This is a genomic window from Phormidesmis sp. 146-33 (assembly GCF_052939515.1).
On record NZ_JBJPHU010000052.1, the window covers coordinates 1 to 22,047 of the forward strand.

The following is a 22,047-nucleotide window of genomic DNA, read 5'->3' on the forward strand; positions in this document are numbered from 1 at the left end:
ACCAGTCCCAAGGTTACGGCCTGCTCACCCGTAAAGACGCGCCCATCAGCAAAGGTTCTCACCGTCTCGTTGGGTAGATTGCGCGACTCAGCCACCGTCTGCACAAATTGAGAATAGCTGATGTCAATCAAGTCTTGCAGAATGATTTTTTCGGGGTCGGTGAGTTCGCGATCGAACGCCAAAATATCTTTATAAGGCCCCGATTTGATCACCTTAAAGGAAACGCCAACCTTTTCTAGCAACCGTTCTAGATTGTTGCCCCGCAAAATTACGCCAATGCTGCCTGTGATCGTTCCTGGATTGGCCACGATATGTTGGGCACCCATGCCGATGTAGACCCCGCCAGACGCGGAAATATTGCCAAAGCTTGCAACGATTTTGACCTTTTCTTGCAACTTTCTCAGCGCACTATAAATCTCCTGCGAGTCGCCCACGGTTCCTCCTGGACTGTCAATTCTCAGCAGCAGGGCAGGAAACTTTCTTTCTTCAACGGTTTTGAGCGCTTCTAAAACACGCTTTCGAGTTGCGCCCGCGATCGCGCCGTTGATTTCAATTCGAGCAATTTGTTTACGAGACCGGGGCTTAAAGAGCCGAAGCATAGGAATTTGCACAATGTAGTGTGGATGACCAAATTCTAGTGTGCCTTATTTGGGGGTGAGGTGTGAGGGATGAGGGATGAGGGATGAGGGATGAGGGATGAGGGATGAGGCTGGTTGACGGCAAACTTCTAATTTTTGTCGCCAGGTTGCTGTCACGGACAGATTCGGCGGTGATGCTTCGCGAAGAGGCTATGAAATGATCAGAGATTTTTTAGCCAGTCCAGAAAGAACCCCTTCGTCAAGCGGAACGATCGCCCTTCAAACCCCAACATTTCTATTTCAGATGGGAGCGATCGTGTTCTGAACCGCAACATTTCTATTTCAAACAGGAACGATCGTGCTCTGAACAAGAAGATTTCAGGTTTGAAGCGGACTGATGGACAAAATTCTTAAAGCGCTGCCGCTCTGTGGTCAGTTCAAGGTGAGTTTAGCGATCACACTTTGCAGGGTTCTACAAAACTACGAGAAATTTGTCAGTCAATCAGCGTGTGGCGTGTGGGGTATTAACTTGAACCTCAAAAATGATTAAGTGCTTCATAGAACTACATAATTAAATACAATAAGCTCAACCCCCTCATCAGCAAATCCCATGCACTTGAAGATTACTGAATCTCGACTTCCCTTTGCGCCTTTGCTGCTGATCGCACCCTTCTTTCTTTGGGGCACGGCAATGGTCGCCATGAAAGGAGTGATTCCGCAGACGACTCCGTTCTTTTTAGCGGGAGTGAGGCTGGTGCCTGCGGGAGTGATGGTGCTGATAGCGGCCACCTGGATGGGACGACCTCAACCCAAAGGCTGGGCAGCGTGGCTGTGGATTTCGCTGTTTGCGATCGTCGATGGCGCACTTTTTCAAGGATTTCTCGCTCAAGGACTGATGAGAACCGGGGCAGGTCTGGGGTCAGTGATGATTGACTCTCAACCGCTGGCCGTTGCCTTGATGGCCCTGTGGCTATTTGGCGAAAAAATCGGCTTGTGGGGCTGGCTGGGGCTGACGATCGGCGTTCTCGGAATCAGTTTGCTGGGGCTACCGGAGGAATGGATTTCGTCAGCCGTGCAGTCGATCGCTCAGGGGCGGTGGGTTCTAGATAACTTCTCAGGAATGAATTTTGTCTTGAATCTATTTGATAACGGACAGTGGCTCATGCTGTTGGCGGCCCTGTCGATGGCAGTCGGAACCGTCTTAGTTCGCTACGTTTGTCGGTACGCCGACCCAGTGAGCGCGACGGGGTGGCACATGATTTTGGGAGGACTGCCGCTCTTTGGGCTATCGAGTCAGCTTGAGTCTGATCAGTGGATTCATTTGAGTAGTGCTAACTGGGCAGCGCTGGCTTATTCAACAATTTTTGGCAGCGCGATCGCCTACGGTTTATTTTTTTACTTTGCTTCTAGCGGCAGTCTGACCAGTTTGAGTTCGCTGACCTTTTTGACTCCCGTGTTTGCCCTGCTGTTTGGCAATCTATTTTTGTCTGAAGTGCTGAGTCCGCTTCAGTGGGTAGGCGTGAGTTTGACGCTGGTGAGCATTTATCTAATCAATCAGCGAGAAGTCTTGACTGAGAAATTAAAGCGATCGTTCTCCGAAGAAGTTTCTCCGGATCAATCAGACGCGCTCAAGAATAGTTCTCTGTCAGCACAACCAGAAACCAGTGAAATCGCGGGAGTACCGTTGGCCGTCGTCGAAACTGAACCCGAAAGATTGCCTTAAGCCTGTGTAGTTAAAATCCCGCAGGGCGTGTTGGGCAATGCGAAACGCACCACCAGTCTCAAAGAGCACCACCTGTAAACTTAATAACCCCAAAGATTACATAGGGTGCATTAAGCTGCTTAAAGCGTACCCTCAGACAGAATCGCTGCGTTTCGCATGACTCAACACACCCTACAGATGACGATTCTATTTAATTTGAGATCGTTGGCGGAAGACTGATCACTAGTTGACGGATTATCATTTCTGTGTAGGTGCCAAACTTTTTGAGGGCACTATATTGATCTGGCGGTTAGGATTGAGCTAGCTAAAAGAACTTCCCCCCCTTTGTTGATACGCTAGTCGCACCCCCCTTTTGGGTCAGCCTATGATTTCTCGTTGCCCTGGTTTTTTATTCATCGCTTGCGCCGTGTGTATGACGGTCGCCTCCAAACCAGCAGCCAGTTTTGCAGGTGAATTGACAACCCCAAAAAACGCGGTTGCCCAGATTTCCCCCAAAGCGCCCCAATTTGCTCAAGCCCCTTCTCAAGACGCTGGTCAGACAGAATTGACGATCGGCGCTCAAGGCCCCCAGGTGAGCAAGCTGCAAAAAACCCTCAAGCTCTTGGGCTACTTTGACGGCGAAATTACGGGCATCTACGAACAAAGTACGGCGGAGGCGGTCAGTAAGTTTCAAAAAGCGACGAGTCTGCCAGAGGCCAAGTTAGCCAAAGCGGATGAGCCTCAAAAATCAGAGAATGCACCAGGATGGATGATACCAGGCGCGATCGGGGGCGCGCTTTTGATGGGCGGAGTCGGCTTGTTAGCCTGGAGGCGCAGAAAACCAGTCGATCGACCTACCCAACCAGAACAGCCATTACCGGACGCTTTAGTTGAATCTTCTGAAGAATTGCACGATCGACCCAGTGAGTCTCCTGTAGACCACTCAGAAAATGGGGTAAGTGATTCGGCTGCGCTCAAGGGGCACTCTAATTCCAACGGTCACGGTCACACGACAGTCACCGTTTCGGAAACCCTTCCACAGCATACAGAACCACCCATGAGTTATGTCACAGAAACACCCAAGGTTTCAGAAACGACTCGGCTGGCGAAAATTAACATCGTCGATGAGTTGATTCGAGACCTTCGGACACCTGATCCGGCCAAACGGCAAAAGGTCATTTGGGAATTGGGTCAACGAGGAGACACGCGCGCAGTCCAGCCGATGGTTGATTTGATGCTTGACTCTGACTCAAAGCAGCGAAGTTTGATTCTCTCAGCGCTCTCAGAAATTGGAACTCGGACACTCAAACCGCTGAGTCGAGCGTTGGCGATTTCGCTCCAGGACGAGAATGCAGACGTTCGGAAAAATGCGATTCGCGACCTGACGCGAGTCTATGACATGGTGGCTCAAATCAGTCATCTGTTACACAAAGCGACCGACGATCCCGATCAAGAGGTTCAGGAGACAGCCCGTTGGGCCCTGGGGCAATTAAATCGAATTCGGACTGTACCAGGAATGGAGAGTCTGCCTGCGCTCAAAAATTCGGTGAGTCCGCCGGAGAGTTTGCCGTAAGAGAGGGATGAGGGATGAGGGATGAGGGATGAGGGATCGCTTCGAGTTACTGCAAGGGTGCGCTACATAGTGGGTTGATTTGAGGATAGGGTGTATCTGTGGGAGAGCTTTAAATCCGGTTAGTTTCATCCTTCATCCCTCATCCCTCATCCCTTCTTCTTATCCCTTCTTCTTGTGTCTCATTTTTTTCAAAAACCGCTCAAAATATTGTTGTTGTCTACCTCGGTTGGTGCGCTGGGGTCGGGGTTAGGTGGGGGTGTCGAGTTGACGCTCAAGAGTGTGGCTCAGGCGTTGGGTCAGCGAGGTCATTCTTTGACGATCGTCGCTCCACAAGGGTCAGTCCTAGAAGGCGTTTCTCTCGTGTCGATCGCTGGCACACTTCAAATCACGGCTCAAACTCAAGGACGCGATGCGCTGGTGACGATTCCTCAAAATTCTGTCCTGGGGAATATGTGGGACTATGCGCGTCAGGTACAGCACGAGTATGATCTCCTGTTTAATTTTGCTTACGATTGGCTGCCGTTTTATTTGACTCCGTTTTTTGAGCGCCCGATCGCTCATCTGGTGAGTATGGGTTCGCTAACGGAGACGATGGATCAGATTATTGAGAAAGTCGCGCTTGAATTTGAAGGAACGATCGGGGTTCACAGTTTGGCTCAGGCCGAGACGTTTCGATTCAAAAATCACTGTCGCAACTTGCAAAACGGCTTTGATTTGTCGCTTTATCAGTTTTGTTCTCAGCCCAAAAATCAGCTTGCCTGGGTCGGTCGGATTGCCTCCGAAAAAGGGCTAGAAGATGCGGTGGCGGCCGCTGAAAGGGTGGGAATTCCGCTCAAAATCTGGGGCGTGATCCAGGATGAAGACTACTGGCAAAAGATATTGATTGACCATCCAGGTGCGCCCGTTGAGTATGGGGGATTTCTCTCAACCCGTGAGCTACAGCAAGTTTTGGGAGAATCGAGAGCTTTGTTAATGACCCCGCGTTGGGTAGAGGCATTTGGCAATGTGGCGATCGAGTCCCTGGCTTGTGGCGTTCCGGTGATTGCCTATCGTCGCGGTGGCCCCTCAGAAATTGTGCGCGATGGTGAAACAGGCTGGCTCGTCGAACCCGATAGCGTGGATGGATTGGTGTCCGCCATCAAGAAAATCGATGCCTTCGATCGTACGCTCTGCCGCCAACAAGCCCAAGCCCACTATTCTCTCGAAGCCTTCGGCGATCGTCTAGAATCCTGGTTTGCCGACCTGATACGCTAAACCAAAAGCCATCCTACAGTCCTCCCTCCTCCCTCCTCCCTCTCCCCATGAAGCCTTGCCAAATTCCACCACCGCTCAAACCGGGTGATCTGCTGCGGGTGATTGCGCCGAGTGGTACGTTACGAGAATTTTCTGCTTTTGAGAAAGGGATTGAAGTGTGGCGCGATCGAGGCTATCAGATTCAATTAACCGATGGGTTTGACGATCGCTGGGGCTATCTCGCTGGCACTGACCAAGCCCGCCGCACTCAGCTAGAAACGGCCCTCAAAGATCCTGATTGTCGTGGCATTCTCTGCGCTAGAGGCGGATATGGTGGGGCGAGACTGCTCGAAAATTGGACGCTGCCGATCAGTAAACCCAAGTGGCTGATTGGCTTCTCAGACATTACAAGCTTGCTGTGGAGTTTCAGTCAGCAGGGAATTTCGGGCATTCATGCTCCCTTGTTGACGACGATCGCCACCGAGCCAGATTGGTCAACTCAACGATTATTTGATTGGCTTGAGAAGGCATGGTTACCCCCCATTCAAGGCACAGGTTGGGGAAACGGACAAGCGACCGGATTGTTGTTGCCCGCAAATTTGACCGTGGCGACCCATCTTTTGAATACGCCCTTACAGCCTGATTTGGCAGGTGTGATTTTAGCGCTAGAAGATGTGAGCGAAGCGCCCTATCGGATTGATCGAATGTTGACCCAGTGGCGATCGAGTGGTGCCTTTCACCAAATTCGCGGCATTGCATTAGGAAGATTTAGCCAATGTGACCCACCTGCTAGCGTTCCGAGCTTTAGCGTTGAAGAAGTGATGCGCGATCGATTAGGGGATTTGGAGATTCCGATCGTTTCCAATCTGCCCTTTGGTCACGATGGCGAAAATGCCGCGCTGCCCGTCGGAATCCCCGCTTTGTTGGATGGCGATCAAGGAATTCTCAGCTTCCCCAACGAAGGCTAAATTAACGTGAATTCCATGCAACTGTTCGCTCTGGTTATCATGCCAAAAATCCTATCTGTAAGTCATCTAACGCTCATTCTTATCACTCCAGATTGATGTATTGATAGGAGCGATCGCCTAACTTTAAGCAAGCAGGAGCTTTCCAACCTCTGTTCTAACCCTGTACTTCCATGAATGCTTGACTCTGGTCTCCCCAAACTGTTTCGGTCTTTTCTCAAGTTTCTCAAGTATGTACTAATTGCGCGTCGCAAATCCCTAATCCTGTTGCTGATTGGAGTCTTTTTGCCCCTGCAATTTTTTGGACAACTGGCAGAAGATGTTTGGGAGCATCAGGGCGGCTTTCCTTGGGATGTACCGATTCTTTTGGCGATTCACTCGACTAGCCAGCCACAACTCGATGCGATCGCGACCTTTCTCACCAAGTTGGGAGTCTTTTGGGGCGTGTTTCCGATTGCGATCGTCACAGGATTGATATTGCTAGTCAAACGACGATGGCACTCATTGGCTTATCTGGTCACGACGCTAACAGGAAGCATTCTGATCAATCGAACTGCAAAAGCACTGCTTCATCAAGTTCGTCCGCGCTTGTGGCAGTCGCCCGCTCCGGAGTTTGATTACGGGTTTCCTAGCGGACATGCGATGTCAAGTATGACGCTGGTTGCCACCCTGGTTATTTTGACCTGGAACACTCGCTGGCGATGGTGGGTGTTAATTGGGGGAGCCGGATTTGTGCTGACGATCGGATGGACTCGTCTCTATCTGGGTGTGCATTATCCCAGTGATGTTTTGGCTGGATGGCTGGTTTCGATCGCTTGGGCAATTGGCGTAAGTTTGTTGATCAGACCGCGATCGACTCAACCTCGACTAGAAGAAACACCTGACAAAGAAAGTACCCGTTAAAAGTGGACTCTGCTAGAAATATGGGATTGCTATAGGCCTACGTTGGTATATCATTTATCCGCAAATCTCTAGTCGCTAGTGATTGACTAAAAATAGTTATATATAAGCAACTAAAGATCTGTAATATTAGATCGCTTATTTAGGTTCAGCGAGGCAATAGAGAATGGTTGTTCCGGGAAGTTGTTCTCCGAGTGTGGCGGCTGGAATGGCTGCTCTGCAAGCTTTCTATAATCTCTCAACGGGGTTGTGGAATACAACAGGTTGGTGGAATTCGGCGAATGTCTTGGAGACGACGATCGACTACGTGGCAATCACTCAGACAATTCCTTATCGGGGCAATGTGTTCAATACCTTTGAGAAAAACAAGCACACTAACTTTCTCAATCCCTGGTTTTATGATGACGAAGGCTGGTGGGCGCTAACTTGGATTAGAGCCTACGATGTAACGGGTCAACGTCGCTATCTAGAGATGTCAAAAACCATCTTTGAGAATATGACCCAAGGCTGGGATGCAACCTGCGGCGGTGGAATCTGGTGGCACAAACGCCGACAATACAAAAATGCGATTACGAATGAATTGTTTTTGTCGATCGCAGCTAAACTCCATCGACGATCATCCAATCAATCCGAAGCAGCCTATTATCTAAACTGGGCACAACGGGAATGGGAATGGTTTAGAAACACCGGAATGATCAACTCTGACGACTTGGTGAATGATGGTTTAGATGATGCTTGCCGGAATAATGGTAAAACAATTTGGACATATAATCAGGGCGTGATTTTGGGTGGGTTAGTAGACTTGTATCACAGCACAAAAGATCCGACCTTGTTGGCTCAGGCAGAAGCGATCGCCGATGCTGCAATTCAAAAGCTGGCACCCAATGGCATCTTACAGGAACCCTGTGAAATCAATCGGGATTGTGGAGCTGATGGGCCGCAGTTTAAGGGGATTTTTATGCGAAATTTGTCTGACCTTTACCAGACGTTACCCAAGCCTGAGTACAAAGATTTTATAACGCAAAATGCGGCGGCGATCTGGTCACGGCGCGATCGTAGCAACCAATTTGGTTTAAGCTGGGCGGGCGAGTTTGATCAGGCGGATGCATCTCGACAAAGTTCTGCGATGGATGCTGTGAATGCGGCAATCTGGCTGGGAACCACGGGAATCTATCAGGCTGAGAATGCAATGTTGTCTGGAGCAAAGCAGGCAGCGATCGAGCCAGGATTTCGGGGGACTGGATATGTTAAAAGTACAGTTAACAACGATTCTGTGACCTTTAATGTCAAAGTTTCTTGTTCTGGAAAGTATGATCTTAAGTTTCGCTATGCGACGATTGAGGGGAATGCATCTCGATATGTTTATGCTAATGGTAAAAAGGTCGTAGATAATCAGATTTTTCCACAAGGTCAGACCTGGAACGAGACCACCGTTTCTAATGTCTGGCTGAATGCTGGCGAGAATACCGTGTCTATTATCTTTAATGCGCTCAAAGGCAGCCAAAATTCATTAACGTTAGATGAAATGCGAATTGAGCCACGATCGTAACGTTTGTTCAATTACCTGGATACTTTGATGTCTAATTCACCTGCACGATCGCTGGCTATTCGTGGTGCTTTTCTAGATTTTATCGATGATCCTTTTTATGTGAATGAGTCAGACTGTGTTCGCTACTTAGCCGATGGGCTGTTAGTTTTAGAAGATGGCTATGTGAAAGAACTGGGAGCTTATCAACAGCTTTGCGATCGCTATTTGGATATTGAAGTGGTTTCCTATGTCGATCGCTTGATTGTGCCTGGGTTTATTGATACTCATCTTCACTTTCCGCAGACCGAAATGATTGCGGCATATGGCGAACAGCTTTTAGGATGGTTAAATCAATATACCTTTCCAGTTGAAGGTAAGTTTAACAATAAGGCCTATGCTCAAAAAGTGGCAAGTTTCTTTTTAGATGAATTGTTGAAGAATGGAACAACAACGGCGCTTGTGTTTGCGGCTGTTTTCCCCGAATCGGTAGAGGCTTTTTTTGAAGAAGCCAGTCAGCGAAATCTGCGGATGATTGCAGGCAAAGTTATGATGGATCGCCATGCACCTGACTACCTGTGTGACACCGCCGAAACCTCTTATCAAGAAAGCAAACAACTGATCGAGAAATGGCACAAAAACGGCCGATTGCTCTACGCGATTACGCCCCGATTTGCGATTACCTCCAGTGATGAACAACTGCGTCTCGCAGGCAAACTGTTAGCAGAGTTTCCTGATGTTTATCTGCACACCCACTTGTCTGAAAATGTCGATGAAGTGGCCTGGGTAAAAGAACTTTTTCCCGATGCTGCGGGCTATCTGGATGTCTACGATCGCGCCGGATTAGTTCACGATCGCTCCGTCTTCGCCCACGGTGTACAGCTTACAGATGAAGAGTTTCGGCGGCTCTCAGAGACCGAAGCAGCGATCGCGTTTTGTCCTACTTCTAACTTATTTTTGGGGAGCGGACTGTTTAGAATTGAGCAAGCAAAATCCGTTGAACATCCGGTCAAGTTGGGGTTGGGCACAGATGTTGGCGGGGGGACTAGCTTTTCGATGCTGCAAACAGCAAATGAAGCTTACAAAATTGCTCAAATGCGCCAACAAAATCTTTCTCCCTTTAAGGCACTGTTTTTGATGACGTTGGGCGGAGCCAGGGCACTATCACTTGATGACAAAATCGGCAATTTTGAAGTTGGAAAAGAGGCAGATTTTACTGTATTGGATGCGCGATCGACTCCAGTTATGGCTTTCCGCAACCCGATCGCAACCGCGACTACACTGGATGAACTCGCCGATAAAGTGTTTAGTCTGGTAATAATGGGAGACGATCGGGCTGTCTGTGCGACCTATGTGGCAGGAGAGCTGGCCTACCAGCGCGTTTAATGCACTGACGGATAACTTTGCCAGTATTAAGAACGTCAATTACGATACGTTTGGAATTGATGCGCTGTAGATCAACACTGTAGATCAATACTGACCATTCATTGAATGTTTTACAAATGCTGCCACGCTTCATCCTCTTTAGGGGTCAGCTTTAGGGGTCAGCCAATCTTCCGCCAAACTGGATTCACTGAATAAGCTAATTTCTAATTGCTTTTGTTCAAGTTCTCTAGATTCGATAGACAGCAAAAAATGTAGTACTTCTTTAAGTGTAGAATCGGATGCTTTTCTATCTCTTTTAATTTTCTATCTCTTTTAATAGTTGCTCTTTGGGGCTGATGCGCATATTAGTTTTTCCAAATAACAATTCAAATATAAAATCAGGAAGACGAAACTATGATTTTAGCCCCACTGTAATGATTGAAGTTTTAACTCTCCAGCGTATCTCTAATTCTTAATCCCCGTGGCCGCCACCCCGCGAATCAGTTGCCGTTGACCTAACAAAAATAAGAGAACAACCGGAATCGTCGCAATCACGACCGCCGCCATCATCAGCGTCCAATTGTTCGTGAACTGTTCTTGAAAGCCCGCCAACGCAAGCTGCACTGTCCGGAGGCTCGATCGCGTCGTAAACACCAGCGGCTTAAACAGATCATTCCACTCGCCAATAAAGGTAAATAGAAATAGTGTCACCAACGCCGGACGAGACAACGGCAGCATAATTCTCCAAAGAATCTGAAACCGATTGGCTCCATCCAACATGGCCGCTTCTTCTAGCTCGATCGGAATCGTCTGAAAATATTGCCGCATCAAAAAGATCCCAAATCCATTTACCGCTGTCGGCAAAATCAAAGCGCCATACGTGTTAATCAAATGCCCCCATTTCAACACCAAAAAAATAGGAATCACCAGAATCTGAAACGGAATGACCAATGTCGTCAAAATGACCAGCAATAAAGCCTGTTTGCCTCGAAATTGCAGCCGCGCCAGCGCATAACCTGCTAACGCCGACGTAATCATCTGAATTGCCGTCACCGCCAGCGCCACAAAGGTCGAATTGGCAAACGTCAGCAAAAAGCCGCCCCGCTCCCACGCTTCTCGATAGTGGTCAAACGTCCAGCCGCCGCCCGTTTTGGTCAACGACATTCCCGCCATCACGCTCAAGGGCAACAGCACCAAGATCGCTCCCAAAACTAGCAGGAACAAACTGAGCCATTGCACACTCAAGGTATTTACACTGAAAGCGGCTCGATCGAAGGAACTTTCTCGCTGCATAAATTTCCTTTGATGGATCGATGAAACGGTTCTTGATAGAAAAATTAAGAAAAGTTCATCATCACAAGCTACACTTAACGCTTGGACGACCCAAATTCACCAGACTGGCATTTTAGCTCTCAACTGCACCATCAGAGCAGAATTTAACGATTCTCAGCCTCATCCCTAACCAGAGACGGTAAAGTGTAGAGTGGGAGCAGACTGGAGTTAAGAACCCCATTTTCCCTAACCCTTACAGTCCCAAAATCGGCTTACCCCGACTTATCCACGACCAGGAGACAATTGTTCTATGCCGCAACTTGAGGCGACCCCAGAGATTGACTTCCACAGCGAGCTTTACAAAGATGCCTACAGCCGCATCAACGCGATCGTCATTGAAGGCGAGCAAGAAGCCCACGAAAATTATCAGCGATTGGCGGACTTTCTGCCCGATGATAAAGATCAACTCTTCGGCTTGGCAAAAATGGAGAACCGCCACAAAAAAGGCTTTGAAGCCTGTGGACGCAACCTCAAAGTCACCCCAGACATGGAATTTGCCCGTCAGTTTTTCTCACAACTCCACGACAATTTTCAAACTGCGGCCGCCCAAGGAAACGTCGTCACCTGCCTGCTGATTCAGTCGTTGATCATTGAATGCTTTGCGATCGCCGCCTACAACATCTACATCCCCGTAGCCGACGACTTTGCCCGCAAAATCACTGAAGGCGTGGTCAAGGACGAATACACCCACCTTAACTATGGTGAAGAATGGCTAAAAGCAAATTTTGAAGCCTCCAAAGCAGAACTCGAAGCCGCCAACAAGCAAAACTTGCCGATCGTCTGGAAGATGCTCAACCAAGTCGAAACCGATGCCAAAGTTCTCGGCATGGAGCGCGAGGCACTTGTCGAAGACTTCATGATTCAATACGGCGAAGCCTTGAGCAACATTGGCTTTACCACCCGTGACATCATGAAAATGTCTGCCTACGGACTCGCAACCGTCTAAAAGAATTCACATGGGATGTGAGGATTGCGATCGCTTCCCTCATCCCTCCTCGCGAATGCAGGGCAAATCCCTCCCTCATCCCTTCCTACTCACCCATCTCAGCCATCCACGGGCTGCTACCATATCTGTCGATGTTTGGTCTAATTGGTCATCTCACAAGTCTAGAACACGCTCAATCGGTTGCAAGAGAGTTAGGGTATCCAGAATACGCTGACCAGGGGTTAGATTTTTGGTGCAGTGCCCCGCCCCAGATTGTTGACAACATTACGGTCACCAGTGCCACCGGACAAAAAATTGAGGGTCGATACGTCGAGTCTTGTTTCTTGCCCGAAATGTTGGCGACTCGTCGGATCAAAGCCGCGACGCGCAAAGTAATCAACGCAATGGCTCACGCCCAAAAGCACGGTATCGACATCACAGCCCTGGGGGGGTTCTCATCGATCATCTTTGAAAACTTCAATTTGCAGCAGATTCGACAAGTCCGCAACGTCATGCTGGAGTTCGATCGCTTCACGACGGGCAACACTCATACCGCCTATATTATCTGCCGTCAGGTCGAGCAAGCCGCCAAACAGCTTGGAATCAATCTATCTGAGGCGACGGTGGCCGTTTGCGGGGCGACGGGTGATATTGGCAGCGCAGTCTGTCGCTGGCTTGATGCTCGAACGGATGTCACTGAGTTGTTGCTGATCGCCCGTAACCAGGAGCGGTTGCAGGAATTGCAGGCCGAACTTGGCCGCGGCAAAATTGTCGGACTAGAAGAAGCTCTGCCCCAAGCGGACATCATCGTTTGGGTCGCCAGTATGCCCAAAGGTGTTGAAATTGATCCAACCGTTCTCAAACAGCCTTGCTTGCTGATCGACGGCGGCTACCCAAAAAATCTGGGCACCAAAATCCAGCATCCTGGCATTACCGTGTTGAATGGTGGCATTGTCGAACACTCCCTCGATATTGACTGGCGAATCATGAGCATTGTCAATATGGATGTGCCTGCTCGTCAACTGTTCGCCTGTTTTGCGGAATCAATGCTGCTGGAATTTGAGAAGTGGCACACTAACTTTTCTTGGGGAAGAAACCGGATCACGATCGAAAAGATGGAGCAAATCGGCGAAGCGTCGGTAAAACACGGGTTTCGACCGTTGTTAATCTAAGAATTACTCTACCCTCTAACAATCTTTTAAGTGAACGGGCGGATCTTGCATCCGTCTATTTTTTTGGTTAAAAGGGGAGAGTTTTAATATCGTCGATCGCTGTCTCCATCTCAAATTCTCTCGACCCTATAATGACTTCAAGAATTCGCAGGCAGAGAATTGATGAGAAAATCTTTGAAGAACCTTTCTGTTCATGAGGGGTGGCTGATCTTTTTGGCGTGTTTTCTTATCTATTTTCTTAGCGAGCGAACGATAACGACGGGTGATCCGGTGCCCAACACCTTGCTTGCCCTCAACTGGTTTATTTATTAAGCACACATTGACCTTTGATAACCTGAGAACCAGCCACTAGGGAATTGGCAAAGCTTAGTTTTCTTGTGGAGGCTTCCAATGGGCATTACACCTCAGCCTATTTGATCGAAACGACGATTCTCACGCTCCTTATTTATTGTGCTCTCTACTTAGTGCTTTGATGAATCAGATTGAGGTCAATGGCATCAACTCAAAGCGCATGAAGGTCACCGGACAGATGTTTGAGGATGCGTATGATCTAGCAATGACAGTGATCAAAAGCATAGAAGCACGAAGTAAAACAATGGGTTATGCTTTAGAACGTTTTGAGTTTAATTTCAGCTATAGCAATCCTAAATGAGTCATGAACAGATTTTTGTCGCTCCGTTCCAGTCCGCTACGCCCCCTAAATCCCCCATTCTGGGGGACTTTGAAACCTGATTGACTGACAGATCTTTTCCAGTAGGTTGGGCTGAACTCGGTGAAACCCAACGTGAGAGAGGCGACTGTTGGGTTTCGCGTTGCTCAACACCAACCTACAAAAAACGGGGGCTTCAGGAGTTTTGTCAGTCAACCAGCTTTGAAACTGGGGAATGGGTTTTGAAATCTAGGAAGTCTCTCGCCTCAAAGTCCCCCAAAGTTGGGAGATTTAGGGGCACGATCAAGTCTGCATTTCACGAGTGATTTGGGATTGCTAGAGCGACTTATTTTCTTTAAATAAACCTTGCAGCAGCAAAAAATATCGATAGAATCATTGCTCACTTGTGACCATTTTCTACTACTTACGAGGTCAGCTTAAAGATAATTATTGAGTCAGATAAAGCGATCGCTCCTTCAACTTTTGAATAGAAGCAGTTTAAAGCATGTCATCCAAAAAAAACGTTCTCCAAGTTTCAGGTACTTTTCTAGCACATGAAGGGTGGCTGATATTCGGTGCTTGCTTCATCATCTATTCTCTGAATGGACGAACTATTAGTGCAGGTGATACGATTCCTAACACCTTGCTTGCCTTCAATTGGTTGATCAACCACACGCTGAACTTTGAGAACTTTAGGAATACCTATTTATTTTTTGTTGCTAACCACTATTTCTTTGCTGAAAACATTCGAGGATCTTTGACGGCCTTTTATCCGATCGGAGCCGCAATTGTTACTTTTCCAATTTACGTTTGCTTCTATATCTACCTACTAATCTCTAAAGGATTTCAGTCAATTGATATTACGAGCGCTGCTTTTGAAGTCGATCGCTTGTTTTTTGAAAAGATGGCTGCTGTGATCGTCGCGTCCCTTTCGGTAGTCATCTTTTACTTAGCATCTAAGCTCAAGTTTGGTAAATCTGTAGCGATCGTTTCCACCTTTGTTTACGCCTTTGCAACAGGAACCTGGATGATTAGCTCTCAAGGACTCTGGCAACATGGGCCAACCAATCTAATAACGCTTGCCGCATTGCTCTGTTTACTAAAAGTAAACCATTCTAAAAAACGAGAAAAGATACTCTTACTCCTTGCAGGCAGTTTCTGCGGTCTTCTGCCTGGAATTCGCCCAACTAATATTGTCTTTCTGCTGGCAATTTTAACCTACGCTCTATTCACCTACCGTAAGCAAAGTTTCTTTCTATTTCTGGGCTTATCCTCTGTCTTGATCAGTGCTATTTGGAATTTTTACCAGTTTGGTAGTTTTGGCGGAGGTTATGGTGGAGCAGGCAGTCTTTATCTGTTTACTCTAAAGCGATTTGCTGAAGGATTTTCTGCACTTCTTGTAAGTCCTAGTAGAGGTCTCCTAGTTTTTTCTCCTATTGTTCTTTACGCAACTCCCGGTCTGGGACAAGTCTTAAAGCTTAAGTCAAACAGAGATGAGAAACTGCTTCTTTACCTTTTCTTAGCTGCACTTGTGCTCTTTATTCAGTACTGCTTCTTTGAAATCTGGTGGGCTGGCTATAGCTATGGCCCACGATTCTTGACGGATACTTTGCCGATCGTTTGCTTTTTAATTAACTATACGATCGTAGCTCACTTAAAATTGCTCAACGAGACTAAACGCAGTTTATTCAACATACAAACCTTCGTCTTCTTATCTGTGCTTTTATTTTCTCTTTTCGTTCAAGTAGTGGGAGCATTTGGGACATCCATGTGGGAGGCGATTCCAATCACAATTGATAGAAGCTACGCCCAATCACAAAGTACCTGGCGATTGTGGGAACTTCGGGATAGTCAAATCGAAAGACATGCTCAAACCTTATTTTTTAGAATTACTAAGCCTGCCAGAAATTTAGACTACATAGCAGGACTGAAAGGATCTATTCTACAAATTAGAGATGAGAAAAAGCAGCCGATTACGACTTCACTATCAGTCGCTCCTGGCACCACTCATGTATTGAAAGCAAAAGTTAAAAATACCGGAAAGTCCACATGGTTAGGTTATGAGACTGGAGCCGGGTTGGGCGAAGTCTATGTGAGGATTCGCTTTTTCGATCAGCAAGGTCAACTCATAAAATCGGGTCAGCTTTATGTCTCTGGAAGACCTCGAAGTCAGAAAACGGCCAACGCTTTGGGAGAAGTCACCTTTCCTCCACAGGCGGGTCTGTACAAAATGATTTTTGATTTAGTAATCACTGGAACAGGTGAAATGAATGACGTTGAAGGACGATCGCTACTAGAAATCCTTGCAAAAGTCGGCACCTAAAGCGCTGTGAGTCGTCAACCCCAAAATGGCTTTGAGCAGGTTAAGCTTTGCACTATCTGATATCCTGAGTATTTTGGAATGCTACTTTTTCAAAATTATGCCTGAAGCACTATTGGAGCCGTTGTTGCGGTGGTTGCGCTTACGAAAAGTAATTTCGCAAATCCCACCCGACGCAGAAATTTTAGATGTGGGTTGCGGTACCAAAGCGGCTTTTTTGAAGACGATCGCCCCTCGCATCAAGCAGGGTGTGGGCATTGATTTCAAAGTGCCTACTATGCAGTCAGGAAATCTTAAAACGGCTCAAATGATGTTGGGCGGCGTTCTACCTTTCGAGGATGCCAGCTTTGATGTAGTCACTATGCTGGCTGTTTTAGAGCATATTGAGCAAGAAAAACCAATTCTGCAAGAAATTCACAGAGTTTTGAGAGACAATGGCAAACTCGTGCTCACGGTTCCCTCAGTTTGGTCACAGCCTGTTTTAGAGTTTTTATCCTACAAACTAAAGATTATTAGTGAAGCAGAAATTAGAGATCACAAGCGATACTACGATCGCCAAAGGCTAAGAAAAGTCTTAGTAGACGACTCTAACTTCAAGGAATTTAAACATCAGTATTTTCAGTTTTGGATGAATAACTTTTGCACCGTTGTCAAGCGATCGTAATAGGTTGAGCAAGCTAAAAACTTAAAACTGGGTTGAGCGTCGGTACAGGTGTTTTTGGGAAGATCTATCACTATGAAACTGTCAGTCATCATTCCTTGTTTCAATGAGTTAGGCACCATTATGCAGGTCGTTGAAGCGGTCAAAGCTGCACCAATTAGAGACCTGGAAGTGATTATTGTGGATGACTTTTCCGCCGACGGTACACGAGAACTTTTGAAATCTCAAGTAGAATCTCAGGTTAATCAAGTGATCTACCATTCTAGAAACCGTGGCAAAGGGGCGGCTTTGAGGACAGGATTTGCAGCCGCAACAGGGGATATTGTCATCGTTCAAGATGCTGACCTTGAGTATGATCCTCAAGAGTTTTCGGTCATGATCCAGCCGATCGTAGAAGGGAAAGCGGATGTGGTGTTTGGTTCACGGTTTGTGGGCAGTCAGCCTCATCGGGTTGTTTACTATTGGCACATGGTTGGAAATCGATTTCTAACGACGCTTTCTAACATGATGACTAATATTAATCTCACTGATATGGAGACTTGCTACAAGGCTTTTCGACGAGAGGTCATCCAGGCGGTTCAAATTGAGGAAAATCGATTTGGGTTTGAGCCAGAAATCACCGCGAAAGTTGCAAAAATGGGTTGCCGAATCTACGAAGTTGGAATTTCTTATTACGGTCGCACCTATAAAGAAGGTAAGAAAATTACTTGGAAGGACGGCATTCGCGCGATCGTTTGTATCTTTAAATACAACTTGTTTTCCTCAAAGGTTTCTTCTATTCAGCAAGCCAGAAGCTTAAGCAGATTTTAGGGATGTTAGGCAAGAACTTACATACTGCCCCTCTTTCTGGGAACTCTATAGGTAATTTTCACACAGGAAATAGAGTGAGTTTCTATTGTGAAGAGACATGCAGAAAAATTCTTTCCTACTCAATAACTTCAGCGCTGCAACATGAAAGACTTTTCAGGAGAAACCGTCTCAGTTTTTAAACTCCAAAAAAGACTCCCTTTGTTTTGGGTCGCAGGTTTGTCCTACTCGATCGTGTGCTTGATTGGGGTTGTAATGTCGTTCTATCCCACGCTGTTCAGTGGGTTTTCTAGAATGCAGACCGATCCAGGGGATACCAGACTGGTTCAATACATTTTAGAACATTCTTTTCAAGTCGTTTTTAATCAGAATTATGCTGGGGAGCTATGGTCTCCTGCGTTTTTCTACCCGCTCAAAAACATGTTAGCCCTCTCCGAAAATATGTGGGGAACGGCTCCGCTCTATTGGTTGTTTCGAGGATTTTTATCTAGTGATATTGCTTATCAGATCTGGATGATCTGCGTGATGTCCCTTTGCTTTTTTTGCTTTGTTGTTCTGTTACGACATTTTCAAATTCATCCCACATTGTCTGCGTTTGGAGGCTTCTTGTTTGCGTTTGGAATGCCGAGAGCCGCCCAAATTGGACACCAGCAGCTACTTCCTCAATTTTTTACACCGCTTGCTTTTTTGTTCCTTTGGGGGTTTGTCAGAAGCCCAACAAATCGACGGTTTATCCTATTCTTATTCTTCACTTATCTTCAAATTCTCGCCAGTATTTATCTAGGCTGGATGTTTTTGTTTAGTGTGTTAATCTTTCTTCCAGTCGTCTTCTTTGTGAGCCAGAAGGCAAGAGTCAATGTATTTGCGTACTTTAAGTCTCATTACCGAACTGCGATCGCTACCCTTCTAATCTGGTTTACTTTACTTTTTCTATTGCTAAACCCTTATCTAAAGATGGGTAAAGTGATGGGAGATCGTCCCTTTTTCTCTGCTTCATTGATGTTGCCTAGGCTCAATTCCTGGATGACTCCTCCAGAAGGAAGCCCCTGGTTCAGGCTCCTGGCTCCTTTGTCCAGAAATCTGCCAAAAATTTCGGAACATCGTCTATTTATGGGCTTGACAATTATTTTATTGACAGGATTTGTTGTTTGTTTAATTTCTACAAAATCAAAGTTTTTAGAACCCGATCGTAGGCTGCTGATCCAATCCTGTTTAATCACAGCTCTGGCAATCTTTGTGCTTTCTCTCAGCTTATTTGACTACTCGCTTTGGGAGTTGGTTCATGCGCTAGTTCCCGGAGCAAAAGCAATGCGAGCCGTCGCCAGAATTTGCCTGCTCTTCTACTTTTATTTACTGATAGCAGTTCTGTTAGGGCTTGATTCTTTTTTGAGAATAGCGATCGCTTCAAAAAAGTCACGACTTGCCTTAATTTGTACGATTTGTTTATTCGGAATGTCAGAACAACTTATTATCAACCCCTACAGCTTTGAAAAAGCACCTTTGCTTCATCGAGAAGCAGAACTACAAGAACTGATGAGTCAAGGCTGTGAAGTTGCTTATGTTTATGATTCAGGCAAAAATCCTGACTGGATTGAGCAAACTTCTGCAATGTGGGCGGGCATGAAAACGAATGTTCCAGTGGTCAATGGCTATTCGGGTTGGAAGCCGCGATCGCACAACTATATGGTCGAAAGGAAAGGATTTCCCGGACTGATCAAATGGTTACAGGGTCGCTTTCAGGGGCAGTTGTGCTACATTTCTGAAACTATTGAACCGCGTCCTTCTGGATGGGTTATGCCCGATCGCCAAGCTGTTAGTTTTTCTAAAACTTTCAAACTGGGTGTGTTTCAACTTCCGCTCTCGCACTCGACTCAAAAATCGGGCTAAATCCCTAAAAGCAATCTCTTTGAGTTACCCGCAAGCAGTCGTTTATCGGGACAATAACTCGTATGATCTCTCGTATGATCTAAAAACCGTAACATTAGTCTTGTGGCTAAGTTCTGTGGCTAACGGTAATTCTGGTGACGAACAGCCTCAACCCCTTGAAGTGACCCCATTTGCAGCATGGCAAACTCCTCCGATCGCAGACCCATTCTTTTAGACTTTGAAAAGCCCCTCGCCGAGCTAGAATCGCGAATTACTCAGATTCGTGAACTTGCAGAAGAAAATGAAGTCGATGTATCTGGTGAGATTCGTCAACTTGAGGAAAGGGCTTTGCAGCTTCGGCAAGAAATCTTTAGCAGTCTGTCGCCTTTGCAGCGAATGCAAGTCGCACGGCACCCTCGTCGCCCTAGCACGCTGGACTACATTCAAGCCATCAGCGATGAATGGATGGAGCTACACGGCGATCGCGGTGGGCATGACGACCCGGCAGTGGTGGGAGGAGTCGCCCGCATCGAAGGCAGACCTGTGCTGATGTTAGGGCAGCAAAAAGGACGCGATACCAAAGACAACATCACCCGCAACTTTGGCATGGCCTCCCCTAGCGGCTATCGCAAAGCCATGCGCCTGATGGAACACGCCGATCGCTTTAAGATGCCAATCCTCACCTTCATCGACACACCTGGAGCTTACCCCGGTATAAGCGCCGAAGAATTGGGACAAGGAGAAGCGATCGCTTACAACCTGCGAGAAATGTTTCGGTTAGAGGTGCCGATCATTTGTACCGTGGTGGGAGAAGGCGGATCAGGTGGCGCGTTGGGGATTGGCGTGGGCGATCGCTTGTTAATGTTTGAGCATTCTGTCTACACCGTGGCTACGCCAGAAGCCTGCGCCGCGATTCTCTGGAAAGACGCTGCCAGAGCTAATCAAGCCGCCGAAGCGCTCAAAATCACCGCAGCCGATCTCAAGAATTTGGGCATTTTAGATGAGATTTTGGCAGAGCCGATCGGCGGGGCCCATTCTGACCCCCTGATGGCCGCTGCCACTCTCAAAGAGGCAATTCTCAGAAACCTGGACGAATTGGATCAACTCACTAACCAACAGCGTCGAGAACTTCGCTATCAAAAGTTTCGCAGCATCGGCGTGTTTGCAGAAACAACGGTCTAAAGAGGGAGTGGGCAACCAAAGACAGTCAAAATTTTGGCAGCTAGAGCTTTCCAATCTGCGCCAGTGATATAATTCACCTTAACAAAGGTTTACATTTCATTCATCTGGGAGGGTTGCTCGCAGTGACGTTTTCGTTTCATTGCGGATTATGATCAGTGAAGGCAGTCAGGTTTGACGCGATATAGAGCAATTTCCAGAGCAATTTCCCTTTGGGGCGATTGCTGCGATTTCCGGTTACTCAACATGCGGAGTTTTTTTAATTAGTGAACCACCCGTTTCTGCATTCCTGCAAACCCCTTGACGGTTGAGTTGTGCCCCTGAACTAGTTTGAGTCTTTAGTGCGCAAAGTCCAGACCCCGTTCAGTTCGCAAGTTCAAAGCCCAATCCTGCTGCGCTACTTGAGCAGATTGGCACTTCCCGGAATGTCTGACCCCGTTTGAGTTATCACGAGTTATCACAAGTATTTCATGACCCTCAATCTAGAACGACGCGCCCTAATTACTGGGGCAAGTAGTGGAATTGGCAAAGCAACTGCCCTGGCGTTTGCAAAAGCTGGCATTCATTTGGCTCTCGTCGGCCGCTCTCAATCGCGCTTAGACGCAGTAGCAGAGCAAGCAAGACAGCTTGGAGTCAAGGTGCAGGTCTACCCGATCGATCTGGCGCAGGTCGCTCAGGTGCGGTCGCAAGTTCAGACGATCTCAGACGAATTCACGCCGCTAGATATCCTCGTCAACAATGCTGGCATGGGCTATACAGGCAACCTGATGGACATGCCGCTGGACGATTGGCAACAGGTTCTCAATCTAAATGTGACCAGCGTTTTGCAGTGCATTCAGGGTGTGCTGCCGGGAATGCGTGAGCGACATCAAGGCACCATTATCAACGTGGCTTCGATCGCCGCGCATCAAACCTTTCCTGATTGGGGAGCCTACTGCGTCAGCAAATTTGGTCTGCTGGCTCTCTCCAAAACACTGGCTGCCGAAGAACGGGCCCACGGCATTCGCGTCGTCACGGTTTCTCCCGGCTCTGTCAATACGCCCATCTGGGATACCGACACGGTGCAGGCAGACTTTGATCGTGCTCAGATGCTAACCCCCGATGTGGTCGCTCAATCGATTCTGTATGCGGCTCTGGTTCCTCAAGAAGCGGTGATCGAAGAATTGATTCTGATGCCCAACGCTGGCACGTTTTAGAGTCCAATCTCTAGCCTCAATTGGATTTGATCTCGACGGCGATCGTGCCGTGACCCTATTTTCTCACAGATTTTTCACTGACCACCTTACCTGGATTCA

General features: G+C 47.4%; 18 protein-coding genes. 16 read left to right on the forward strand and 2 right to left on the reverse strand.

The features are described from left to right. On the reverse strand, positions 1-599 hold a 599-nt coding region (gene sppA, locus ACJ2PR_RS20020; protein WP_446878283.1), incomplete at its 3' end, for a signal peptide peptidase SppA. Between the two features lie 589 nt (positions 600-1,188). Here sppA and ACJ2PR_RS20025 point away from each other — a divergent pair. The 7 genes from ACJ2PR_RS20025 to guaD all read left to right on the forward strand — a co-directional run bounded on the left by ACJ2PR_RS20025 (position 1,189) and on the right by guaD (position 9,862). Next, on the forward strand, positions 1,189-2,301 hold the full coding sequence (locus ACJ2PR_RS20025; protein WP_446878284.1) for a DMT family transporter: 1,113 nt from the start codon (positions 1,189-1,191) through the stop codon (positions 2,299-2,301). A gap of 364 nt (positions 2,302-2,665) precedes the next feature. Next, positions 2,666-3,853, forward strand: coding sequence for a HEAT repeat domain-containing protein (locus ACJ2PR_RS20030; RefSeq protein ID WP_446878285.1), 1,188 nt, complete (start codon positions 2,666-2,668; stop codon positions 3,851-3,853). A 174-nt stretch (positions 3,854-4,027) separates the two neighbouring features. Continuing rightward, positions 4,028-5,107: a glycosyltransferase family 4 protein gene (locus tag ACJ2PR_RS20035; protein WP_446878286.1), complete on the forward strand. Its 1,080-nt coding sequence runs from the start codon at positions 4,028-4,030 to the stop codon at positions 5,105-5,107. Between the two features lie 47 nt (positions 5,108-5,154). Further along, positions 5,155-6,054 (forward strand): S66 peptidase family protein, encoded by a 900-nt coding sequence (locus tag ACJ2PR_RS20040; RefSeq protein ID WP_446878287.1) that lies wholly within the window; start codon positions 5,155-5,157, stop codon positions 6,052-6,054. 174 nt (positions 6,055-6,228) lie between these two features. Further along, positions 6,229-6,954: a phosphatase PAP2 family protein gene (locus ACJ2PR_RS20045; protein WP_446878288.1), complete on the forward strand. Its 726-nt coding sequence runs from the start codon at positions 6,229-6,231 to the stop codon at positions 6,952-6,954. 163 nt (positions 6,955-7,117) lie between these two features. Continuing rightward, positions 7,118-8,500 (forward strand): glycoside hydrolase family 76 protein, encoded by a 1,383-nt coding sequence (locus tag ACJ2PR_RS20050; RefSeq protein ID WP_446878290.1) that lies wholly within the window; start codon positions 7,118-7,120, stop codon positions 8,498-8,500. Between the two features lie 27 nt (positions 8,501-8,527). Further along, positions 8,528-9,862, forward strand: coding sequence for a guanine deaminase (gene guaD / locus ACJ2PR_RS20055; protein WP_446878291.1), 1,335 nt, complete (start codon positions 8,528-8,530; stop codon positions 9,860-9,862). Positions 9,863-10,306: 444 nt separating this feature from the next. Here the strand turns inward: guaD and ACJ2PR_RS20060 are convergent, their stop codons facing one another. After that, positions 10,307-11,134: a carbohydrate ABC transporter permease gene (locus ACJ2PR_RS20060; RefSeq protein ID WP_446878292.1), complete on the reverse strand. Its 828-nt coding sequence runs from the start codon at positions 11,132-11,134 to the stop codon at positions 10,307-10,309. A gap of 289 nt (positions 11,135-11,423) precedes the next feature. Between ACJ2PR_RS20060 and ACJ2PR_RS20065 the strand changes: the two genes are divergently transcribed. The 9 genes from ACJ2PR_RS20065 (at position 11,424) to ACJ2PR_RS20105 (ending at position 21,948) form a co-directional block, all read left to right on the forward strand. Then, positions 11,424-12,119: an aldehyde oxygenase (deformylating) gene (locus ACJ2PR_RS20065; RefSeq protein ID WP_446878293.1), complete on the forward strand. Its 696-nt coding sequence runs from the start codon at positions 11,424-11,426 to the stop codon at positions 12,117-12,119. Positions 12,120-12,250: 131 nt separating this feature from the next. Beyond that, complete coding sequence (locus ACJ2PR_RS20070; protein WP_446869583.1) at positions 12,251-13,270, forward strand: long-chain acyl-[acyl-carrier-protein] reductase; 1,020 nt, start codon at positions 12,251-12,253, stop codon at positions 13,268-13,270. A gap of 472 nt (positions 13,271-13,742) precedes the next feature. Continuing rightward, the gene (locus tag ACJ2PR_RS20075; protein ID WP_446869585.1) at positions 13,743-13,922 is read left to right on the forward strand and encodes a hypothetical protein; all 180 of its coding nucleotides are present in this window, start codon (positions 13,743-13,745) and stop codon (positions 13,920-13,922) included. Between the two features lie 886 nt (positions 13,923-14,808). After that, on the forward strand, positions 14,809-16,242 hold the full coding sequence (locus ACJ2PR_RS20080; protein ID WP_446878294.1) for a hypothetical protein: 1,434 nt from the start codon (positions 14,809-14,811) through the stop codon (positions 16,240-16,242). 97 nt (positions 16,243-16,339) lie between these two features. Continuing rightward, on the forward strand, positions 16,340-16,903 hold the full coding sequence (locus tag ACJ2PR_RS20085; protein WP_446857172.1) for a methyltransferase domain-containing protein: 564 nt from the start codon (positions 16,340-16,342) through the stop codon (positions 16,901-16,903). Between the two features lie 72 nt (positions 16,904-16,975). After that, the gene (locus ACJ2PR_RS20090) at positions 16,976-17,710 is read left to right on the forward strand and encodes a glycosyltransferase family 2 protein (protein ID WP_446857173.1); all 735 of its coding nucleotides are present in this window, start codon (positions 16,976-16,978) and stop codon (positions 17,708-17,710) included. 141 nt (positions 17,711-17,851) lie between these two features. Continuing rightward, positions 17,852-19,594 (forward strand): hypothetical protein, encoded by a 1,743-nt coding sequence (locus tag ACJ2PR_RS20095; protein ID WP_446878296.1) that lies wholly within the window; start codon positions 17,852-17,854, stop codon positions 19,592-19,594. Between the two features lie 177 nt (positions 19,595-19,771). Further along, complete coding sequence (locus tag ACJ2PR_RS20100) at positions 19,772-20,755, forward strand: acetyl-CoA carboxylase carboxyltransferase subunit alpha (protein WP_446857175.1); 984 nt, start codon at positions 19,772-19,774, stop codon at positions 20,753-20,755. Between the two features lie 467 nt (positions 20,756-21,222). Next, the gene (locus ACJ2PR_RS20105) at positions 21,223-21,948 is read left to right on the forward strand and encodes an SDR family oxidoreductase (RefSeq protein ID WP_446857176.1); all 726 of its coding nucleotides are present in this window, start codon (positions 21,223-21,225) and stop codon (positions 21,946-21,948) included. Positions 21,949-22,047: the final 99 nt, after the last annotated feature.

Bases quoted from the DNA above. Each gene is read 5' to 3' on its own strand.
- ACJ2PR_RS20025 (WP_446878284.1), top strand. From the start codon at position 1,189: ATGCACTTGAAGATTACTGAATCTCGACTTCCCTTTGCGCCTTTGCTG.
- ACJ2PR_RS20030 (WP_446878285.1), top strand. From the start codon at position 2,666: ATGATTTCTCGTTGCCCTGGTTTTTTATTCATCGCTTGCGCCGTGTGT.
- ACJ2PR_RS20040 (WP_446878287.1), top strand. From the start codon at position 5,155: ATGAAGCCTTGCCAAATTCCACCACCGCTCAAACCGGGTGATCTGCTG.
- ACJ2PR_RS20045 (WP_446878288.1), top strand. From the start codon at position 6,229: ATGCTTGACTCTGGTCTCCCCAAACTGTTTCGGTCTTTTCTCAAGTTT.
- ACJ2PR_RS20050 (WP_446878290.1), top strand. From the start codon at position 7,118: ATGGTTGTTCCGGGAAGTTGTTCTCCGAGTGTGGCGGCTGGAATGGCT.
- guaD (WP_446878291.1), top strand. From the start codon at position 8,528: ATGTCTAATTCACCTGCACGATCGCTGGCTATTCGTGGTGCTTTTCTA.
- ACJ2PR_RS20060 (WP_446878292.1), bottom strand. From the start codon at position 11,134: ATGCAGCGAGAAAGTTCCTTCGATCGAGCCGCTTTCAGTGTAAATACC.
- ACJ2PR_RS20065 (WP_446878293.1), top strand. From the start codon at position 11,424: ATGCCGCAACTTGAGGCGACCCCAGAGATTGACTTCCACAGCGAGCTT.
- ACJ2PR_RS20070 (WP_446869583.1), top strand. From the start codon at position 12,251: ATGTTTGGTCTAATTGGTCATCTCACAAGTCTAGAACACGCTCAATCG.
- ACJ2PR_RS20075 (WP_446869585.1), top strand. From the start codon at position 13,743: ATGAATCAGATTGAGGTCAATGGCATCAACTCAAAGCGCATGAAGGTC.
- ACJ2PR_RS20085 (WP_446857172.1), top strand. From the start codon at position 16,340: ATGCCTGAAGCACTATTGGAGCCGTTGTTGCGGTGGTTGCGCTTACGA.
- ACJ2PR_RS20090 (WP_446857173.1), top strand. From the start codon at position 16,976: ATGAAACTGTCAGTCATCATTCCTTGTTTCAATGAGTTAGGCACCATT.
- ACJ2PR_RS20095 (WP_446878296.1), top strand. From the start codon at position 17,852: ATGAAAGACTTTTCAGGAGAAACCGTCTCAGTTTTTAAACTCCAAAAA.
- ACJ2PR_RS20100 (WP_446857175.1), top strand. From the start codon at position 19,772: ATGGCAAACTCCTCCGATCGCAGACCCATTCTTTTAGACTTTGAAAAG.
- ACJ2PR_RS20105 (WP_446857176.1), top strand. From the start codon at position 21,223: ATGACCCTCAATCTAGAACGACGCGCCCTAATTACTGGGGCAAGTAGT.